The sequence below is a fragment of the Prevotella sp. genome, from assembly GCF_051059605.1.
In the GTDB taxonomy this organism is placed as follows: domain Bacteria; phylum Bacteroidota; class Bacteroidia; order Bacteroidales; family Bacteroidaceae; genus Prevotella.
In genome coordinates, this window is record NZ_CP050883.1 from 3,412,030 (window position 1) to 3,431,078 (window position 19,049).

At 37.0% G+C, this 19,049-nt stretch carries 15 protein-coding genes; 14 read left to right on the forward strand and 1 reads right to left on the reverse strand.

What is annotated here, in order from left to right:
• Positions 1 to 2 precede the first annotated feature (2 nt).
• The 10 genes from HEQ28_RS13225 (at position 3) to HEQ28_RS13270 (ending at position 12,433) form a co-directional block, all read left to right on the forward strand.
• Positions 3 to 539 carry a chromate transporter gene (locus tag HEQ28_RS13225; RefSeq protein ID WP_434503144.1) on the forward strand — a complete coding sequence of 179 codons (537 nt, stop codon included), beginning with the start codon at positions 3 to 5 and terminating at the stop codon, positions 537 to 539.
• 25 nt (positions 540 to 564) lie between these two features.
• On the forward strand, positions 565 to 1,137 hold the full coding sequence (locus HEQ28_RS13230) for a chromate transporter (RefSeq protein WP_434503145.1): 573 nt from the start codon (positions 565 to 567) through the stop codon (positions 1,135 to 1,137).
• 163 nt (positions 1,138 to 1,300) lie between these two features.
• Positions 1,301 to 2,758, forward strand: coding sequence for a D-xylose transporter XylE (gene xylE / locus HEQ28_RS13235; protein WP_434503146.1), 1,458 nt, complete (start codon positions 1,301 to 1,303; stop codon positions 2,756 to 2,758).
• Positions 2,759 to 2,863: 105 nt separating this feature from the next.
• The gene (locus tag HEQ28_RS13240) at positions 2,864 to 3,799 is read left to right on the forward strand and encodes a DMT family transporter (protein ID WP_434503147.1); all 936 of its coding nucleotides are present in this window, start codon (positions 2,864 to 2,866) and stop codon (positions 3,797 to 3,799) included.
• 61 nt (positions 3,800 to 3,860) lie between these two features.
• Complete coding sequence (locus HEQ28_RS13245) at positions 3,861 to 4,763, forward strand: patatin-like phospholipase family protein (RefSeq protein WP_434503148.1); 903 nt, start codon at positions 3,861 to 3,863, stop codon at positions 4,761 to 4,763.
• On the forward strand, positions 4,750 to 5,778 hold the full coding sequence (locus tag HEQ28_RS13250; protein WP_434503149.1) for a glycosyl hydrolase 53 family protein: 1,029 nt from the start codon (positions 4,750 to 4,752) through the stop codon (positions 5,776 to 5,778). The genes HEQ28_RS13245 and HEQ28_RS13250 overlap by 14 nt, the downstream gene beginning before the upstream one ends.
• A gap of 123 nt (positions 5,779 to 5,901) precedes the next feature.
• On the forward strand, positions 5,902 to 8,379 hold the full coding sequence (locus HEQ28_RS13255) for a bifunctional UDP-N-acetylmuramoyl-tripeptide:D-alanyl-D-alanine ligase/alanine racemase (RefSeq protein ID WP_434503150.1): 2,478 nt from the start codon (positions 5,902 to 5,904) through the stop codon (positions 8,377 to 8,379).
• A gap of 227 nt (positions 8,380 to 8,606) precedes the next feature.
• Positions 8,607 to 10,052 carry a PTS galactitol transporter subunit IIC gene (locus tag HEQ28_RS13260; RefSeq protein ID WP_434503151.1) on the forward strand — a complete coding sequence of 482 codons (1,446 nt, stop codon included), beginning with the start codon at positions 8,607 to 8,609 and terminating at the stop codon, positions 10,050 to 10,052.
• 7 nt (positions 10,053 to 10,059) lie between these two features.
• Complete coding sequence (gene kduI, locus HEQ28_RS13265) at positions 10,060 to 10,962, forward strand: 5-dehydro-4-deoxy-D-glucuronate isomerase (RefSeq protein WP_434503152.1); 903 nt, start codon at positions 10,060 to 10,062, stop codon at positions 10,960 to 10,962.
• Positions 10,963 to 10,999: 37 nt separating this feature from the next.
• Positions 11,000 to 12,433: an MFS transporter gene (locus tag HEQ28_RS13270; RefSeq protein ID WP_434503153.1), complete on the forward strand. Its 1,434-nt coding sequence runs from the start codon at positions 11,000 to 11,002 to the stop codon at positions 12,431 to 12,433.
• A 135-nt stretch (positions 12,434 to 12,568) separates the two neighbouring features.
• Here the strand turns inward: HEQ28_RS13270 and HEQ28_RS13275 are convergent, their stop codons facing one another.
• A complete protein-coding gene (locus HEQ28_RS13275) occupies positions 12,569 to 13,306 on the reverse strand; it encodes a nitroreductase family protein (protein WP_434503154.1) in 738 nt (245 codons plus the stop codon).
• Between the two features lie 201 nt (positions 13,307 to 13,507).
• Here HEQ28_RS13275 and HEQ28_RS13280 point away from each other — a divergent pair, with 201 nt between their 5' ends.
• From HEQ28_RS13280 to HEQ28_RS13295, 4 genes are read left to right on the forward strand one after another with little or no spacing between them, the layout of a single operon-like run.
• Complete coding sequence (locus HEQ28_RS13280) at positions 13,508 to 16,093, forward strand: adenosylcobalamin-dependent ribonucleoside-diphosphate reductase (protein WP_434503155.1); 2,586 nt, start codon at positions 13,508 to 13,510, stop codon at positions 16,091 to 16,093.
• Between the two features lie 3 nt (positions 16,094 to 16,096).
• Positions 16,097 to 16,480, forward strand: a complete 384-nt coding sequence (gene folB, locus HEQ28_RS13285) for a dihydroneopterin aldolase (RefSeq protein ID WP_434503156.1) — start codon at positions 16,097 to 16,099, stop codon at positions 16,478 to 16,480.
• 52 nt (positions 16,481 to 16,532) lie between these two features.
• Positions 16,533 to 17,765, forward strand: coding sequence for an N-acetylmuramoyl-L-alanine amidase family protein (locus HEQ28_RS13290; protein WP_434503157.1), 1,233 nt, complete (start codon positions 16,533 to 16,535; stop codon positions 17,763 to 17,765).
• Between the two features lie 15 nt (positions 17,766 to 17,780).
• On the forward strand, positions 17,781 to 18,680 hold the full coding sequence (locus HEQ28_RS13295) for an MlaD family protein (protein ID WP_434503158.1): 900 nt from the start codon (positions 17,781 to 17,783) through the stop codon (positions 18,678 to 18,680).
• Positions 18,681 to 19,049: the final 369 nt, after the last annotated feature.

The window sequence follows — 19,049 nt, forward strand, 5'->3', positions numbered from 1 at the left end:
ATATGTATTGGACATTATTCAAGACATTTATCAAGATTGGCTTAGTCACCTTTGGTGGTGGCTATGCCATGATTCCAATGATAGAAGCTGATGTTGTTGACAAATACAAATGGGTAGACAAGGAAGAATTTGTTAATCTTGTCGCAATAGCTCAAAGCTGTCCGGGTGTATTCGCCATCAACATCAGTATCTTTATTGGATACAAACTGAGAAAGATATCAGGAGCTGTTTGTACAGCCATCGCTGCGGCACTACCGTCTTTTCTCATAATACTTCTAATAGCGATGTTTTTCCATCAGTTTCAAGATAATAAGATTGTTGCTTCAATATTTGCTGGCATACGTCCTGCCGTTGTGGCTCTTATTGCTGTTCCTACATTCAACCTTGCTAAAAGTGCAAATATTAATATCTATAATTGTTGGATACCTACAATAGGTGCAATTGCTATCTGGTTACTTGGTGTTAATCCAATTTGGGTGATTATAGCTGCTGGTTTTGGTGGATTTCTCTATGGTAAGTATATAAGACCTACTGAATAAACATAATTACATTGTAATCAATATTATGATATTCATACAACTATTTATAGCATTTTTTGAGATCGGCTTGTTTGGCTTTGGTGGCGGATACGCCATGATTTCTCTTATACAGGGCATGGTGGTGACACGCTATCATTGGCTTACTGTAAGTGAATTTACGAATGTTATAGCCATAAGTCAGATGACACCTGGACCTGTTGGTATAAACTCAGCTACCTATTGTGGATATACTGCTATACGTAATGCTGGATTTTCAGAATCCATAGGAGTACTTGGCTCGCTTACTGCTACAGTCGCAATAATTTTGCCTTCATTAGTATTGATGATTGTGATAAGTAAGATGTTTATGAAATATATGGCTTCACCAATAATACAGGATGTCTTTTCTGGTTTGAGACCTGCTGTTGTCGGACTTCTTGCTGCGGCGACTCTGTTACTTATGACTCCAGAAAATTTCTCTACTCCTTCTGATCCGTGGACATTCTGGATTAGCATAGGATTGTTTATCGCAACATTCGTAGGGACAAAACTCGTAAAAATCAATCCGTTAAGTATGATAGGCTGTGCAGCCTTTGCGGGATTACTACTGCTATATTAATAATTAGGGCTACTATTGCCGATAGTCTACCATAGAAAAACAATAAGACTATTTGTATATTTATAAGGGGGATAGTGTTTTTTTATAGAATTTTATGGGGAACAAAGGCATTTAAACGTAATATAACTATTAAATGTACATATAATTATAAATCTAATAAAACATGGGACAAAATCAAAAAGGTTCAAAAGCATACCTTGTTTCTATTGTCATGGTAGCCGTACTCGGAGGATTACTCTTCGGTTATGACACTGCAGTTATTTCCGGTGCTGAAAAAGGATTGCAAGCCTTCTTTCGTGGAGCAAAAGATTTTGAGTACACCGACTTTATGCATGGACTTACGTCATCTAGTGCATTAATTGGTTGTATCATAGGTAGTTCGTTGTCTGGACTCTTCGCTGTGAAACTCGGAAGAAAAAATTCTCTTGTCTTTGCTGGTATCTGCTTTTTTGTATCGGCATGGGGATCTATGTATCCTGAATCATGGATACTCACAAACGGCAAGCCAACATTTAACTTGCTGATAGTATTTAATCTGTATCGTATCCTCTGTGGTATAGGTGTTGGTATGGCTTCAGCTATCTGTCCAATGTATATCGGTGAAGTTGCTCCTAGCAATATCAGAGGTATGTTGGTAAGTTGGAACCAGTTTGCTATTATCTTTGGTCAGCTTGTTGTTTACTTTGTAAACTTCATCATACTTGGTGACCATGCAAATCCTATATATAATGCTGCTGGAGCCATTGCAAATATGGCAGATGCCCAGTGGACAATTACTACTGGTTGGAGGTATATGTTTGGTTCTGAATGTATCCCCGCTGCATTTTTCACGATTCTTATCTGTTTTGTTCCTGAAACACCTCGTTATCTTGTAATGATTAAACAGGATGAAAAGGCTCTTCATGTGCTGTCACGTATAAACGGAGCAGAGCAGGCAAAAATAATTCTCAACGATATCAAAAATACAGTTTCTGTAAAGACGGAGAAACTATTCTCTTACGGATTTATGTGTATCTTTATTGGTATTATGCTTAGTGTTTTCCAACAGGCCGTTGGTATTAATGCTGTTTTATATTATGCACCTCGTATATTCCAGGATATGGGTATGAGTAATCCTATGGTTCAGACAGTTATAATGGGAATAGTGAATATATCATTTACTCTCGTTGCTGTGTTCACTGTAGAGAAACTTGGTAGAAAACCACTCCTTATATGGGGATCTATTGGTATGGCTATAGGTGCTTTAGGTGTAGCGATAACGTTTGGCAATCCTTCACTCAACATTTTGACAATGCTTAGCATTATGATTTATAGTGCATCATTCATGTTCAGTTGGGGACCTATTTGCTGGGTACTCATTGCAGAGATATTCCCTAACACCATACGTGGTACAGCTGTAGCTATTGCAGTGGCATTCCAATGGATATTCAATTTTATTGTCAGTTCAACTTTCGTTCCGATGTTCAATATGCATTTGTCTCATGGAGACAACTTCGGACATTGGTTCACTTATGGCATTTATGGTTTGATTTGTTTGATCGCCGCAGTCTTTGTTTGGAAGCTTGTTCCTGAAACGAAAGGTAAGACGTTGGAAGATATGACTAAACTTTGGAAAAAATAACATAAAACTTACGATTTAAAAGAAACAAATCCCGAGAGTAATTTCTTGGGATTTTTTCTTGTGTGAACCTTCCAATATGCTGTCAAAAAAACGTAACTTTGCAGCATGCAATATTTAGGTGAGTTAATATCTTTAGGCGTAGCCTTCTCATGGACGATAACGGCAATTCTTAGTGAATATGCAAGCAAACGCTTGGGAAGTATCACTCTCAACATGTTGAGAATGGTGTTTGCTCTTGCTTTTTCTGTTATTATGTTTCTTGTTGTATTTGGTAAGCCATTGCCGGCTGAAGGATCTACAGAGGCTTATTGCTGGATGGCTTTATCCGGCTTTGTTGGTTTTGTAATGTGTGACTATTGTTTGATGAAATGTTACACAATTATTGGCTCGCGTTTTGGGCAGTTGTTTATGACATTGGCTCCGCTTTCGGCAGCTATCACAGCATGGATATTGCTAGGACAGAAGTTACAGATAATGAGTATTTTGGCTATGTTTGTAACTTTGGCTGGAATATCAATATCCATACTAGGACGTGGCGATAATCATATTCTTTCTTTAAAATTGCCAGCCAATGGTGTATTTTATGCGGCTATTGCAGCTGTGTGTCAAGGTATTGGATTAGTGATAAGTAAGGACGGACTTGATAGTTATCAGGCAAGTATGCCGCATGATGTGGCTATAAGTACTCCGTGGATGTTACCATTCTGTGCAAATTTCTTCAGATGTCTTGCCGGTTTGGGTGGATTTACTGTATTGATGATATTCAATAAAAGTTTTGGAAAGTTCCGTAATAGTTTTCGTGATGGCAAAATAATGGTTGCAGTTATAGCAACAACAATATTTGGTCCTTTCGTTGGTGTGGCATTTTCTCTTATGGCCGTGCAATATACTGCGGCTGGAATAGCAAGTACACTTATGGCTCTTACCCCGATTATTATATTAATTCCGTCTCGATACATTTTTCATCAGCATATTACTTGGAAAGAAATAATGGGAGCCTGTATATCTGTAGTAGGAGTTGCAATGTTTTTTCTTGGATAAGTTGTTGATAATAACGAAAAATAATTATCTTTGTGGCGATCACGAGAATAAATTGTAGAATATGAATATACTTGAAGCGATAAAAGGTTGGTTTTCGTATATACGTAAATCAAAGGATGTGGCTCTTGTTCTTGGTGGAGGAGGAGCTCGTGGAATTGCGCACATAGGAGGAATAGAAGTTTTGGAGGAACGAGGATATAATATAACATCTGTTGCCGGAACATCTATGGGAGCACTTGTCGGAGGTATGTATGCCTGTGACAAACTGAAAGAATTGAAAGATATTATATTAGGAATAGACAAGAAGCAGATGCTTTCTATTATGGATATTTCGTTGGGACTTGACCATGTGGCAAGTGGCAAGCGACTTATGGAAATAATAAATTCAATTGTTGGTAACGCGAAAATAGAAGATCTAAATATAAAGTTTTGCTGTTGTGCCTCTGATGTGGTAAGCGGTGAAGAAAAGGTTTTTAGAAATGGATTTCTGAAAACGGCTATCCGTGCTTCTGTTTCTGTACCATGTTTCTTTAAGCCAATGTGCGATGGTGACAATCATATTTATGTTGATGGAAGTGTACATAATATATTGCCATTAAACAGGGTCGATAGAAAATCGGGTGATAAACTTATCGCCATTAATGTGAATGGTCCTGACAAGACTCCTTTTGATGCTTATGTGAAAAAGAAAAAAGATAATAATAAAGCAATGCGTGCATTGCGTTCAATGTTATTTTTTTTAAAACCAGACCTATCTGGAAATTATATGAATATGGCGGTAAGAGTTGTCCATATGTCAATACAGGCAAATTGCAAGTTAGCAATACAATTAAATCCACCTGACATTTTGGTGGAGTTGCCGATGGATAAATTCGGACTTTTTGACTTCTCACAAGCAAAGGAGATATATCAATATGGACGTGACGAGATGACTCGCAAACTTGATGAATATGAAAATAAATAATTTTATGATGAGAAAATCACTAATAGCCTTTCTTTTTATGGTTATCAGCATTGGTAATACTAATGCTCAGGATAAAAATACCTTTTGGTTGGGAGCAGATATAAGTGGAACAACCCAGTTGGAAAGTAATGGTGAAAAACTTTATAACTCTAAGGGTGAGATAAGGGAAAATACAGCTCTGATGAAAGAATTGGGACTGAATGCTGTTAGACTCCGCGTATGGGTGAATCCACGTGGTGGATGGTCTGGTGCAGAAGATGTTTTGGATATGGCAAAACGTGCCAAATACTATGATATGGCTGTTATGATAGATTTTCATTATAGTGATTGGTGGGCAGATCCTGGCAAACAGCACATTCCAGCTGCATGGCAATATATGAGCTATGACGAAATGAAAAATGCTCTAGCTGAACATACAGAAGATGTATTGTCGCTTCTTAAAAAAAATGGTATTGACGTGAAATGGGTTCAAGTTGGAAATGAAACTACAAACGGCTTCCTTTGGCCTATGGGACGTGCAAGTGATAATATGGAAAAATATGCTGGTTTCACAGAAGCTGGTTATCAGTCAGTGAAAAAAGTATACCCAAATGCTCAAGTTATAATACATCTTGATGGAGGATGTGACCAAAAACGATATGATTTCATCTTTGATGGCTTGAAAAAATATGGTACACATTATGATATGATAGGACTTAGTGTTTATCCTTATTGGGATGTAATGGCCAAATTAGAGAGTGATTGGAAAGGTACAGTTCGGGATTGTACAGCCAATATAAAACATCTGTATGAAAAGTATGGAAAGGAAACCATGATTGTGGAGACAGGTGCAGAAGCAAAACAGCCAAAAGAAGGGTATGTCATTATGAAAGCTCTTATAAATGCAGCTAAAAATGATTGTGGAGGGCATTGCCATGGAGTGTTCTATTGGGCACCTGAACTTGAGGGTCAATATCCGCTTGGAGCATTTAACAATCATCGTCCAACAGAGATAATGAAAGTTTTTGCAAAATAGTAAATCCTATATATTGTGACGTTATAACTTATCAGTGGGTGAAAATAATAAATAAAAAAGAATTTTATTTTGTTATTTCATTTGTTTGCGGTAATTTTGCAATTAAAATATAAAAATCATACGATGACATATTCTATTGAAAAAGTAACCACACTGATAGGTGCGCGTCGTTTTGGCGAGAGTGATGCAAATATAGGATTTATCCTTACAGATAGTCGCTCTCTTTGTTTCCCAGAGGAAACGTTATTCTTTGCCCTTAAATCTGAGCGAAATGATGGTCATAACTATATTCAAGAACTTTATAGACGTGGAGTTAAGAACTTTGTTGTCGCAGATGTTCCTGCAAATTATGATACAGAATATAAGGATGCGAATTTCCTGAAAGTCATTAATGTGCTTGAGGCATTGCAGCGTCTAGCCGAAAGACATCGTGACGAATTTAATATTCCTATTGTCGGTATTACTGGTAGTAACGGCAAGACTATGGTTAAGGAATGGCTTAACCAACTACTTGGCGATGATATGTTTGTTACTCGCAGTCCCCGTAGTTATAATTCCCAGATAGGTGTTCCTTTGAGTGTTTGGCTTATGAATGAACATACTCAGGTTGGTGTGTTTGAAGCTGGCATTAGTAAACCTGGTGAGATGTTGGCATTGCGTGATATCATACAGCCAACTATTGCTGTTTTGACTAATTTAGGTGAGGCCCATCAAGAGAACTTCTCAACGAAAGATGAAAAATGCTATGAAAAGCTAGTGTTATTCCATGATGCTCAGACCGTTGTGTATAATGAGGATGATGATATTGTAAGTAAAGCTGTTTCTGAACTTGATGACTTTAAGGGTGAAAAACTATGTTGGTCGCTGAAGGACAAACATGCCCCCATGTATGTCAAAAATATTGATAAGCAAGAAACTACCACAACTGTTACATATATATATAATGGTGAAGAAAATAGCTATTCTCTGCCTTTTATAGATGATGCTTCTATTACCAATTCTATTATCTGTGCTGCTGTAGCATTGAAGATAGGTGTTGTTTCAAATAAGCTTGACGAACGCATGCAGAAGCTTGAGCCTATTGCTATGCGCTTGGAAGTTAAAGAGGGGCAACATGGATGTACTCTTATTAATGACAGTTATAATTCAGATATTAATTCTTTGGACATCGCTCTTGATTTCATGAATCGCCGTCCTGATCATGAGGGACGTAGGCATACATTGATATTGAGCGACATTTACCAAAGTGGAATGGCTGCTAAGGAATTATATAAAGAAGTGAGTGAATTGTGCAATAAGCGTGGAGTAGTGAAGTTTATTGGAATCGGTCCTGAACTTTCTGCTAATGCTGATGTTGTTACTCTTGGTGAAAAGAACTTTTTCACAACCGTTGATGAATTTGTCGCAAGCGAGGTATTCAAGTCTTTGCATGACGAAGTGATTCTTGTAAAGGGTGCACGTCAGTTTGGATTCGACCAGATAACAGAGCTTCTTGTACAAAAGGTACACGAGACAACTTTAGAGGTTAATTTAAATGCAGTAGTGAATAACTTGAACTGGTATCGTTCTTTTATGAAGCCAGAGACAAAGTTGGTTTGCATGATAAAGGCAGATGCTTATGGTGCTGGTAGTGTAGAGATTGCGAAGACTCTTCAAGATCATCGTGTTGATTATTTGGCAGTTGCAGTTGCGGATGAAGGAGTAACTCTTCGTAAGAACGGAATCACTAGCAACATAATGATAATGAATCCGGAAATGACAGCTTTCAAGACTATGTTTGACTATGATCTTGAGCCAGAAGTTTATTCTTTCCGTTTACTTGATGCTCTTGTAAAAGCTGCTGAAAAAGAAGGTATAACCGGATTCCCTGTACATATTAAACTTGATACAGGTATGCACCGTCTAGGTTTTAATCCTGATACGGATATGGAAGAACTTATTAAGCGACTCAAACATCAGAATGCTATAATCCCACGTTCTGTATTTAGTCACTTCGTTGGTTCTGATTGTGATAACTTTGATAAATTCAGTGCTCAGCAATTTGAACTGTTTGAGAGAGGAAGTCATAAACTTCAGGGTGCTTTTGATCATAAGATACTTCGTCATATTGATAACAGTGCCGGTATAGAGCATTTCCCAGAAAGGCAGATGGATATGTGTCGACTTGGATTGGGACTTTACGGTATAAATTCACGTAACAACGAAATAATAAATAATGTAAGCACATTAAAGACTACAATTCTTCAGTTGCGTAATGTTTCTGCTGGCGAAAGTGTTGGATACAGCCGTAAAACAATTCTGGATAAAGATAGCGTTATAGCTGCTATTCCAATAGGATATGCTGATGGTTTGGACAGGCATTTGAGTAATCGTAATGGATATTGTCTTGTTAATGGTAAAAAGGCTGATTACGTTGGAAATATATGTATGGATGTGGCAATGATTGACGTCACAGGCATAGATTGTAAGGAGGGTGACAGTGTCGAAATTTTCGGTGACAATTTGCCTGTAACAGTATTGAGCGATATTATCGGAACTATTCCTTACGAAGTGCTTACTGGTATAAGCAATCGTGTAAAGAGAATTTATTTCCAAGATTGACGCATAGATAATAGTTATAATATGATAAACTGCGAACCCCTAACAGGATTTGCAGTTTTTTTTGACGCAAAAAATATTAAAATGTAAACGTTTAAGTGAATCTATTTGATATTTTGTATCGTTATGTGAAAAGTTTTTGTTAACTTTGCGAGCAATGGGTGAAAAACGCACCCATGATTTTAAAACCTAAAGAAAGCGAAACTACAAATTATTAATCGAAAATTTAAATGGAACAGATTTTCAGCTATATCATTAGCTTTGGTGCTAGTGTGATGATGCCTATTCTTTTTACCATCATCGGCTTGTGTATTGGAATGAACTTTGGAAAGGCTTTGAAGTCCGGTCTCTTTGTTGGTGTCGGATTTGTAGGCTTGGGAGTTGTTACGGCTTTGCTTACAACTAATTTTAATACTCCTTTAAGTTCAATATCAGATTTTTATCATTTACAACTCAAGGTTTTTGATATGGGATGGCCTGCCGCTGCCGCTGTAGCTTATAATACAGCTGTTGGTGCATTGATTATACCTATTTGCCTGGGTGTTAATTTTCTGATGCTTATCACAAAGACCACTCGTACAGTGAATATAGACTTGTGGAATTATTGGCATTTTGCATTTATAGGTGCAGTCGCTTATTTTGTTATGGGTGAGAGTTTACTTTGGGGTTATTTTGCAGCTATTGTTTGTTATATCATAACTCTTGTATGCGCCGACATGACAGCAGAGAAATTTCAAAAATATTATGATTTGGAAGGTATTTCTATTCCTCAGCCTTTTTGTCAGAGTTTGATGCCTTTTGCTATTATCATTAATAAGTTGCTTGATAAGATACCAGGCTTCAGCAAACTTGATGTTGATGCAGAAGGATTAAAGAAAAAATTTGGTGAACTAGGAGACCCATTGGTTCTTGGTGTTATCGTTGGTGGATTGATTGCTCTTTTCGGAGAGGCTGGACATATAGCAGACTTTAGTGGGTATGTTAAGGAATTGCAACAGACAGATGCAACTACAACATCAACTGATGCTACCATGACAATAGTAAAGAACGTTTTGTCACTGGGTGTTATAATGGGAGCAGTGATGGAACTCATACCACGTATTACTAAATTATTTATAGATGGTTTGATGCCTATTTCTGAAAAGACAAAGGAACTTGTAAACAAAAAGTTTAATGGTAAAAAAGTTTATATTGGCATGAGCCCAGCTTTGGTAATAGGACATCCTACAACATTGGTCGTGTCATTGTTCCTTATACCAACAATCTTAATCTTAGCTGTATTCCTTCCTGGTAATCAGTTTTTACCATTGGCATCTTTGGCTGGAATGTTTTATCTGTTCCCTATGGTGTTACCTTATACAAAGGGTAATGTTGCAAAAACTTTTGTTATTGGTTTAGTGGCATTAATATTTGGTTTGTATTTTGTTACAGATATGGCTCCTGCATTTACAAAGGCTGCAGCATCTGTATTCGCAGAAACTGGTGATAAGGCTGCTCAGATTCCTGACGGTTTCTCAGGCGGTGCAATAGACTTTGCTTCAAGCTTATTCGGCTGGATCATATATAAATGTACCAGTTCTTTACGTTATGTTGGTATGGGATTGTTGACCGCTGTAACACTAGTAATGATGCTTATTAATCGCAGACGCATTGTGAAGAGTGAAAGTAAAAAATAAGTATAATATGAAAAAGATATTTTTAACAATGGCATTATGCCTAACAGCTACATTTGGAATGGCACAGACAAATTATGAAGTGAGATGGGCTAATAACCCTGAAGACGCTAAACATTATGATACACAGCGCCTTCGTAAGGAATTTGCAATAGAAAAAGTTTTTGCTCCAGGAGAGGTTAACTGGGTGTATAGTATGTATGACCGTTTTCTTATCGGAGGTGCAGAACCAGTTAATGCCCCGATTAAACTTGAGGCTATCGCTCCTTTGAAAGTTGATCATATTCTTCATCAACGTGAGCTTGGTATAATTAATATCGGTGGTGATGGAATTGTTACTGTTGATAATAAAAAATATGAACTGAAGTTTAAGGAGGCTCTTTACATTGGTCGTGGTGATTACGAAATCACTCTTGAATCAAAGGATGCTGCAAAACCTGCAAAGTTCTATATGAATTCGGCTACCGCTCACCAGGCTTATCCAATAAAGAAAGTTAGTATGAAGGAAGCTAAGGTTATCAATGCTGGTAGGGCAGAGGATAGTAACCTCCGTACTATTAATCAACTTATTATTGATGGTGTTGCTGGAGTTCGTACATGTCAGTTGCAAATGGGACTTACAGAATTGAAACCTGGAAGTGTCTGGAATACTATGCCTGCACATACTCATTTGAGAAGAATGGAGACATACCTGTATTTCCAAGTTCCTGAAGGTCAGAAAATATGCCATTTAATGGGTGAACCACAAGAAACTCGTCCTATTTGGTTGAACAATGAACAGGCAGTCATATCTCCACAATGGAGTATTCATTGCGCAGCAGGTACTAGTAACTATATCTTTATATGGGGTATGGCAGGAGAAAATCTTGACTATGGTGATATGCAAATTGTGAAAATACCTGACTTGAAATAAAAACAAACAACATTTATCATACCTAATAACAACGAAAATGAGCAACTTAAATTCTGGTTCAGATGGTAATGCTATGACAAAGTACCGCTGGACCATAGCAGGTCTACTGCTGTTTTCTACTACCGTAAATTACATGGACCGTAATGTGATAGGCTATCTTAAAGACTATTTCTGCGATCCTAATGGATTCGGTTGGACATCTACAGATTATTCAATACTAACTTCTGTTTTCACCGCTTTTTATGCAGGTTTTACATTGATAGTTGGTTTTATTATTGATAAAATTGGTACGCGACTAGGACTTGCAGCTTCTTTGATAGTTTGGTCAATAGCTGGTTTCTTCAGTGCTGCTGCTGGTAAAAGTCTAGGTGCTCAGTTGGCAGCACGAGGACTATTTGGAGCCGGTGAGTCTGGTAACTTTCCAGCATCTATTAAGACTGTAGCAGAATGGTTCCCTAAAAAGGAACGTGCACTTGCTACTGGTATTTTTAATTCTGGTTCAAATGTGGGTGCAATGATTTGTGCTCTTGCCATTCCACCAATTCTTGCTGCATGGAATCCTTCTGTTAACGGTCATCATCTTTTTATGGGACTTTTTCATGGGTGGCAGATGGCTTTCATTATAACTAGTCTTATTGGTTTTATTTGGTTGATATTCTGGTTCAAGCTATATGCTTCACCTGCTGATATGTTGAAAAAGGGTAAGATCAATCAGGCTGAATTTGATTATATCAATAGTGATGAGGAATCTGTTAAGCCTGTAGTTGAAACAGAACAGAATATTCCTGCAAAAAAGATACCATGGTATAAAATGTTATGCTATCGCCAGACTTGGTCTTTTGTTCTTGGTAAATTCATGACTGACGGTATATGGTGGTTCTTACTATTCTGGTTGCCTACTTATATTAAACAGCAGTTCTGTTCTGGTATGACTCCAGATGATACTAAGTATACTGTAATGATTTCAACATTTGTTGTATTTGGTATTGCTATTATCGGTTCTGTTTATGGTGGTGCTCTTCCAATGACATTTATTAACAGAGGATGGAAGACATACAAAGCGCGTATGACTTCACTGTTGATTATAGCATTCTTCCCATTACTTCTTGTCTTCACTCAAACTGTTGCTAAGTTTAATGGAATGAACGGACTCATCGCTGCTGTGGCTGTTATAAGTATTGCAGGAGCAGCTCATCAGGCTTTCTCTGCAAATTTATTTACTACAGTTTCTGATATGTTCCCAAAGAAGGCTGTTGGTTCTGTTACAGGTATCGGTGCTGCTGCAGGTGGACTCGGCGGCGTTTTCGTTCAGATAATGGCTGGACGCCTTGAAGATTACTACCGTGTAGCTAATAATGGTGATGTATCTACAGCTTACGCAATCATGTTTGGTGTTTGTGCTTTTGCATATCTTATTGCATGGTTAATGATGAAGGTACTTGTTCCTAAGTATAGACCAATTGCAGAATAATGTGATCATGAAATTATAATTTCATGAATTCCTAAATATAACGTGCCCCCCGAAAGTCATAAGACTTTCGGGGGGCATATTGTTATGTTACTACCTATTTAATGTTTGTACGGAATAATGCGAAAAGTTGATTTATTAAATGAAACCTTGTTTCTTTAATGCATCAATCATTCCCTTACTCATTATCTCGTTGTCTTTTTTCGTATATCTTATGTCTGTGAAAATTTGTGCAAGTGTTTCTTTCTTATTTATTTCAACGAACTGAATATTCTCTTTAAGATTTTCTTTCTCAGTATAATAATCATTTATTTTCTCTGGTGTGTAGTCCTCATAATACTCGTTGTGTATAATTGAGGTTATCGGGAGTCTGTCTGATATGTTTGGCTCCTCATCAGGCCATCCTAATGTTATTGTTGCAATAGGAAATACAAGTTTGGGTAATTTTAGAGTATCGATGATCATTTGTGGCATGTAGATAGTAGTGCCAAGATAACATGTGCCAAGCCCTTCTTCTTCGGCAAGATTACAGAAAGACTGAGTGTATAGTAACGCATCTGTAGACGCATTCATGAATGATAGAAAATTATCATATCCTGGTATGGCTTTTCTATTCTCAGCCCATGTACTCGTACGTCGAAAGTCTGCACATATAGTAAGTACAACTGGCGCTTCAGTCACCATCGGTTGATTGAAGTGAGCAGGTGCGAGCGCTTCTTTACCATCTTTGCTACGTGTAACAATGACGCTATATAATTGTAAATTACCCATCGTAGGTGTATGCTCAGCTTCTTCAAGTAACTTATAAAGTAGTTCTTCGCTGACAATCTTATCAGAGTATTTTCTTATAGTTTTTCGATTTCTTATTGACATCATAATATTATAAGTTTTATTTTTAACTTCGCAAAGTTACTAAAAATAATTTGCAAGTTGCTGATTTTGTGAAACTTTTGATTTTTACTTCAAGCAAAAGTTTTCTAAAAGGAAAATTTATTTGGAAAAATAACATGATAATCGTTTCATTATATCAAAATATTATCCTATATTTGCAATTACAATTTACTGTATTTACAAATAATGGAAAACAATAAGACCTTCTCTTTTGAGGATGCGTTTAAGGCAGCCTTGAAGTACTTTGGTGGTGATGAACTTGCTGCAAGAGTATGGGTGAACAAGTATGCGATGAAGGATAGCTTCGGTGCAATCTATGAGCAAAGTCCTGTGGATATGCATTGGCGTATATCTAATGAAATCGCCCGTATTGAAAATAAGTACAAGAATCCGATGTCTGTTCAGGAGGTTTTTGAACTTCTTGATCATTTCAGGTATATCGTTCCTGCCGGTAGTCCAATGACTGGTATTGGAAATAATCATCAGGTGGCAAGTCTGAGTAACTGTTTCGTTATCGGTCTTGATGGTGACGCAGATAGTTATGGCGCCATCATGAGAGTTGATGAGGAACAGGTCCAGTTAATGAAGCGTCGTGGTGGAGTAGGACATGATTTGAGCCATATTCGCCCGAAGGGTAGCCCTGTAAACAATTCAGCTCTTACATCTACAGGTCTCGTTCCATTCATGGAAAGATACAGTAATTCTACTCGTGAGGTTGCGCAGGATGGTCGTCGTGGTGCTCTTATGCTGTCTGTAAGTATTAAGCATCCTGATAGTGAGGCTTTCATTGATGCTAAAATGGAAGAAGGAAAGGTTACTGGAGCAAATGTTTCTGTAAAACTTGATGATGATTTCATGAAGGCTGCTGTTAGTGATAAGCCTTATATGCAGCAATGGCCTATTTATGCAGAGACACCTAAATTCAAAAAAGAAATATCAGCCCGTAAATTATGGGAAAAAATAGTTCACAATGCATGGAAGAGTGCTGAACCTGGTGTGTTGTTTTGGGATACCATATTGAAGGAAAGTATTCCTGATTGTTATGCAGATTTAGGTTTTCGTACAGTAAGTACAAACCCTTGTGGTGAAATTCCTTTGTGCCCTTATGATTCATGTAGATTACTAAGTATCAATCTTTATAGTTATGTAGAGCATCCTTTCACAAAGAATGCTAAGTTCAATTTCGATAAATTCAAGAAGCATGTGCAGTTCGCGCAGAGAATAATGGATGATATTGTCGATCTTGAAATGGAGAAGATTGACCTTATAATGAAAAAAATTGCAGATGACCCTCAAAGTGATGAAGTTAAGGGCTCTGAATATAATTTGTGGAAGAAAATACAGCGTAAGAGCGGTATGGGAAGACGTACCGGTGTTGGTATCACTGCTGAAGGTGATATGCTTGCTGCAATGGGACTTCGTTATGGTACACAGGAAGCAACCGACTTCTCTGTTATTGTTCATAAAACATTAGCAATTAATGCTTATCGTTCTTCTGTTGATATGGCAAAAGAACGTGGAGCCTTTGAAGTTTACGATGCAAAGCGTGAGGAGAAAAATCCTTTCATAAATCGTATAAAGGATGCTGATCCTGAGTTGTATTCAGATATGGTGAAGTATGGTCGTAGAAATATAGCATGCCTTACTATAGCTCCAACAGGAACAACTTCTTTGATGACTCAGACAACAAGTGGTATAGAGCCAGTGTTTATGCCTGTATATAAGCGTCGTCGTAAAGTTAATCCTAATGATACTGATGTTCATGTAGACTTTGTTGACGAAGTAGGAGATAGTTTTGAAGAATATATAGTTTATCATCGTAAGTTCATTGAATGGATGACGGTGAATGGCTATGACACTGATAAGAAATATTCTCAGGAAGAAATAGATGAACTTGTTGCAAAATCTCCATATTATAAGTCTACAGCGAACGATGTAGACTGGCTTATGAAAGTCAAGATGCAGGGTGCAATTCAGAAGTGGGTTGACCATAGTATATCTGTTACAGTAAATCTACCTAATGATGTAGATGAGACTTTAGTTAACAGGTTATACGTTGAGGCTTGGAAGAGTGGTTGCAAGGGCTGTACAATATATCGTGATGGTAGCCGTGCCGGTGTAATGATTTCTGTATCTAAGAAGGATAAGAAAGAAAGCGGACATGCTGAGGGAGCTGATGTTCAGGAAGATCAACCTAAGGGACATCCTTGCGAACAACCAGAAGTGACAGAAGTTCGTCCAAAAGAATTGGAAAGTGATGTAGTTAGATTCCAAAACAATAAAGAAAAATGGGTTGCATTCGTTGGACTTCTAAAAGGTTATCCTTATGAAATATTTACTGGTCTTCAGGATGATGAAGAAGGTATTATATTGCCAAAGAATATCACTAAGGGAAAGATTATCAAGTCTACAAATGAGGATGGTACCCACCGTTATGATTTTCAGTTTGAAAACAAACGTGGATATAAGACCACTGTAGAAGGGCTGAGTGAGAAGTTTAACCCTGAATACTGGAACTATGCAAAACTTATTTCTGGTGTATTGAGATATCGTATGCCAATTGATCATGTACTTAAACTCGTCGCTTCTCTCCAGTTAAAAGATGAGAGTATCAATACTTGGAAAAATGGTGTTGAGCGTGCATTGAAAAAATACATAGTTGATGGTACAAGGGCTAATGGACAGAAATGCCCTGTTTGCGGGCATGAGACATTAGTTTATCAGGAAGGTTGTCTGATTTGTACTAATTGCGGCGCAAGTAGATGTGGATAATCTATGATAATTAAAGAAAGTTACATAACACTTACAGACCTGCGGTTTCATGCCTTTCATGGCGTGATACCGCAGGAACGGTTAACGGGGAATGACTATAGTGTGAGCCTTAGAATTGGTTATCCAGTTCGTGAGGCTTGCTTGTCAGATGAAGTTGATGATACGTTGAATTATGCTTCTGTATATGATATAGTTTCTCAGGAAATGAATGTACCAAGCAAACTTCTTGAACGTGTGGCATTTCGTATTGCTGATAGGTTGTTCAGAAAGTTTAATTTGATAACTGTATTAGATGTAAAACTAAACAAGCTTAATCCTCCTTTCGGTGCAGACTGCTATGGAGCGGGGATTGAACTTCATTTAATAAATGATAAAACCGAACTGTAAAGTTAGGTTTTCTAATTATTTTTTATTATTTTTGCGAAGAATATACTGGTATATGAGTAAAAAGAAGGTATTCTTACTGATAACAATGTTGTTGTTTACTGTTACACTATTAGCAGCAAACCATAAGTTTACACTTGTAATAGATGCTGGGCATGGTGGTCGTGATCAAGGTGCCCCTGGTCTTTATTCAAAAGAGAAAGACCTTACATTGAAATACGCTTTGGCGTTTGGTGATTATGTAGAACGTAATTGCCCTGATGTAAAAGTTATATACACACGTAAGACGGATGTGTTCCTTGAACTTGTTGAGCGTGCTAGAATTGCGAATAAGAATAATGCCGACTTGTTTATGTCGTTTCATATTAATGCCGTTGATGGTTCTAAAACCGCTCACGGATTTCAAAGTTACACATTAGGACGAGGAGAGCATACTGGAGATAAAGGAATAATGCAGAATCTTGAAGTTGCAAAACGTGAGAACTCTGTAATTTTTCTAGAGAAGGATTATAAAACAGTATACAAAGGCTTTGACACAAATTCTGCAGAAACTGACATAATGTATGAATTCATAGTAGATCATAACCGTGCAAGGAGTGTCGAGTTTTCACGTATGTTGCAACAGTACGTATGCGCTTCAGCAGGACGTCAAAATGGTGGCTCACATCAAAATAATCTTGCTGTGCTAAGGCTCACCTCAATGCCAAGTTGCCTGTTGGAATTAGGATTTATATCATCTCCTGACGAAGAGGCTTTTATGAATTCAGATGAGGCTGTTCCTATGTATGTAAAAGGTATATTCAATGCGTTTATGAAATATAGACAGAAATATGATACTGACATATCTGTTCCTTATAAGGCTCTTGATAATGATGATAATACTTCTGTTGATTTACCGCAGGTGGTTCCTCCTTCTTATAAAAATAGTGATGAGGATAAATCAAAGGTTGAGACTAAGCGTACTCATAGAGTAAAGCGTGCCCCAGTTGCTGTTAAGAAAGAAGAGAATAAGGACTCTAGTAAACCTGTATTTAAAATTCAGATTCTTGTTAGTAAGGGACAGCTGAAAAATAATGATAGTCATTTTAATGGGTTAACAGATATCGGTTCATTTACAGAAAGCGGTATGATAAAGTATACTTATGGATCATCGTCAAACTATAATGAAGTATATCGTTTACGTAAGCAGATATTAGACAAATTCCCTGGTGCTTTCATCATAGCATTTAAAAATGATGTAAAGATGGATGTAAATGCTGCCATAAAAGAATTTAAGGCAAATAGATAATTGATTAAATAAAATATGAAATTTACAAAGGAAATAAAGATTGCGCTTGTTGCCGTACTTGGTATTCTTGTGCTGTTTTTTGGACTCAACTTTCTCAAAGGTATGACCATTTTTTCAAATGATAATACTTACTTTGTATCGTTTAAGGATATTAGCGGCTTGTCTTCTTCTAATCCAATTTATGCTGACGGATATAAAGTCGGAGTTGTAAAGCATATCAACTATGATTATGATAATAATGGCAATATTATTGTACAGATAGACTTGGATAAAGATTTTCGAATTCCTAAGGGAAGTTCGGCAGAGATTAATAGTGACCTAATGGGAAACGTGAAGATGAATCTACTGTTGGCGAACAATCCACGTGAACGAGTTAATCCTAGAGATACTATTGATGGTGGTATGAACAGTGGACTTATGGGAAAAGTAGCTGCTTTAGTTCCTACGGTTGAGAAAATGCTACCAAAGATAGATAGTATCTTGACTAGAGTCAATACTCTTTTGGCTGATCCTGCAATTGCAAATTCATTGCACAATATTGAGGGAATAACAAATAATCTAAATACTACATCGCAGCAATTAAATATTTTAACTACAGGTTTGAATAAAAGTGTTCCTGGTTTGATGCATAAGACAGATGGTATTCTTACTAATACAAATAAGTTTACTTCAAATCTTGCTTCTGTTGATGTTGCAGGAACTATGGCTCAGGTTGATGAGACAATAGCAAACTTGAAGTCCTTCACTAATCAACTTAATAGTAAGGATGGTACTCTTGGACATTTAATGAATGATCCTGCTCTTTATAACAACATGAATAGAACAATGATTAGTGCTGATTCACTATTGATTAATGTTCGTCAACATCCAAAGAGATATGTCCATTTTTCTGTTTTTGGAAAGAAAGATAAATAAAATACGAATTTTACTTTAATTAAAATAAGTCTAAATAACGGAAATGATGTTTCACGGCTTTCGATTTATACCGAAAGCCGTTTAATATTAAATGTTTCGCTATGATTTCAACTATGTTTCACTAACAATTGGTTCTGTGTGGTAAAAACGGCTGTAACGTTCATAAAATCAGTATTTTGTAAATTTGCAACATGGTAACTTTAACCTGGTTTAATATTAAATGCGTAAATTGCACTAAATGAGCGATTTATAACGTAGGAGTAGAAAAATATTAATTTAGCCGATTTGCTTTTATGATTTTCTTTTATTAAATTTGCACTCGCAATAATGCTATAAGTCGAAAGACATACAATTTATTATTTTTTATAG

What these genes read in the sequence shown, in the direction of transcription:
- HEQ28_RS13225 (WP_434503144.1), top strand. Translation starts at nt 3, where the DNA reads ATGTATTGGACATTATTCAAGACATTTATCAAGATTGGCTTAGTCACC.
- HEQ28_RS13230 (WP_434503145.1), top strand. Translation starts at nt 565, where the DNA reads ATGATATTCATACAACTATTTATAGCATTTTTTGAGATCGGCTTGTTT.
- xylE (WP_434503146.1), top strand. Translation starts at nt 1,301, where the DNA reads ATGGGACAAAATCAAAAAGGTTCAAAAGCATACCTTGTTTCTATTGTC.
- HEQ28_RS13240 (WP_434503147.1), top strand. Translation starts at nt 2,864, where the DNA reads ATGCAATATTTAGGTGAGTTAATATCTTTAGGCGTAGCCTTCTCATGG.
- HEQ28_RS13245 (WP_434503148.1), top strand. Translation starts at nt 3,861, where the DNA reads ATGAATATACTTGAAGCGATAAAAGGTTGGTTTTCGTATATACGTAAA.
- HEQ28_RS13250 (WP_434503149.1), top strand. Translation starts at nt 4,750, where the DNA reads ATGAAAATAAATAATTTTATGATGAGAAAATCACTAATAGCCTTTCTT.
- HEQ28_RS13255 (WP_434503150.1), top strand. Translation starts at nt 5,902, where the DNA reads ATGACATATTCTATTGAAAAAGTAACCACACTGATAGGTGCGCGTCGT.
- HEQ28_RS13260 (WP_434503151.1), top strand. Translation starts at nt 8,607, where the DNA reads ATGGAACAGATTTTCAGCTATATCATTAGCTTTGGTGCTAGTGTGATG.
- kduI (WP_434503152.1), top strand. Translation starts at nt 10,060, where the DNA reads ATGAAAAAGATATTTTTAACAATGGCATTATGCCTAACAGCTACATTT.
- HEQ28_RS13270 (WP_434503153.1), top strand. Translation starts at nt 11,000, where the DNA reads ATGAGCAACTTAAATTCTGGTTCAGATGGTAATGCTATGACAAAGTAC.
- HEQ28_RS13275 (WP_434503154.1), bottom strand. Translation starts at nt 13,306, where the DNA reads ATGATGTCAATAAGAAATCGAAAAACTATAAGAAAATACTCTGATAAG.
- HEQ28_RS13280 (WP_434503155.1), top strand. Translation starts at nt 13,508, where the DNA reads ATGGAAAACAATAAGACCTTCTCTTTTGAGGATGCGTTTAAGGCAGCC.
- folB (WP_434503156.1), top strand. Translation starts at nt 16,097, where the DNA reads ATGATAATTAAAGAAAGTTACATAACACTTACAGACCTGCGGTTTCAT.
- HEQ28_RS13290 (WP_434503157.1), top strand. Translation starts at nt 16,533, where the DNA reads ATGAGTAAAAAGAAGGTATTCTTACTGATAACAATGTTGTTGTTTACT.
- HEQ28_RS13295 (WP_434503158.1), top strand. Translation starts at nt 17,781, where the DNA reads ATGAAATTTACAAAGGAAATAAAGATTGCGCTTGTTGCCGTACTTGGT.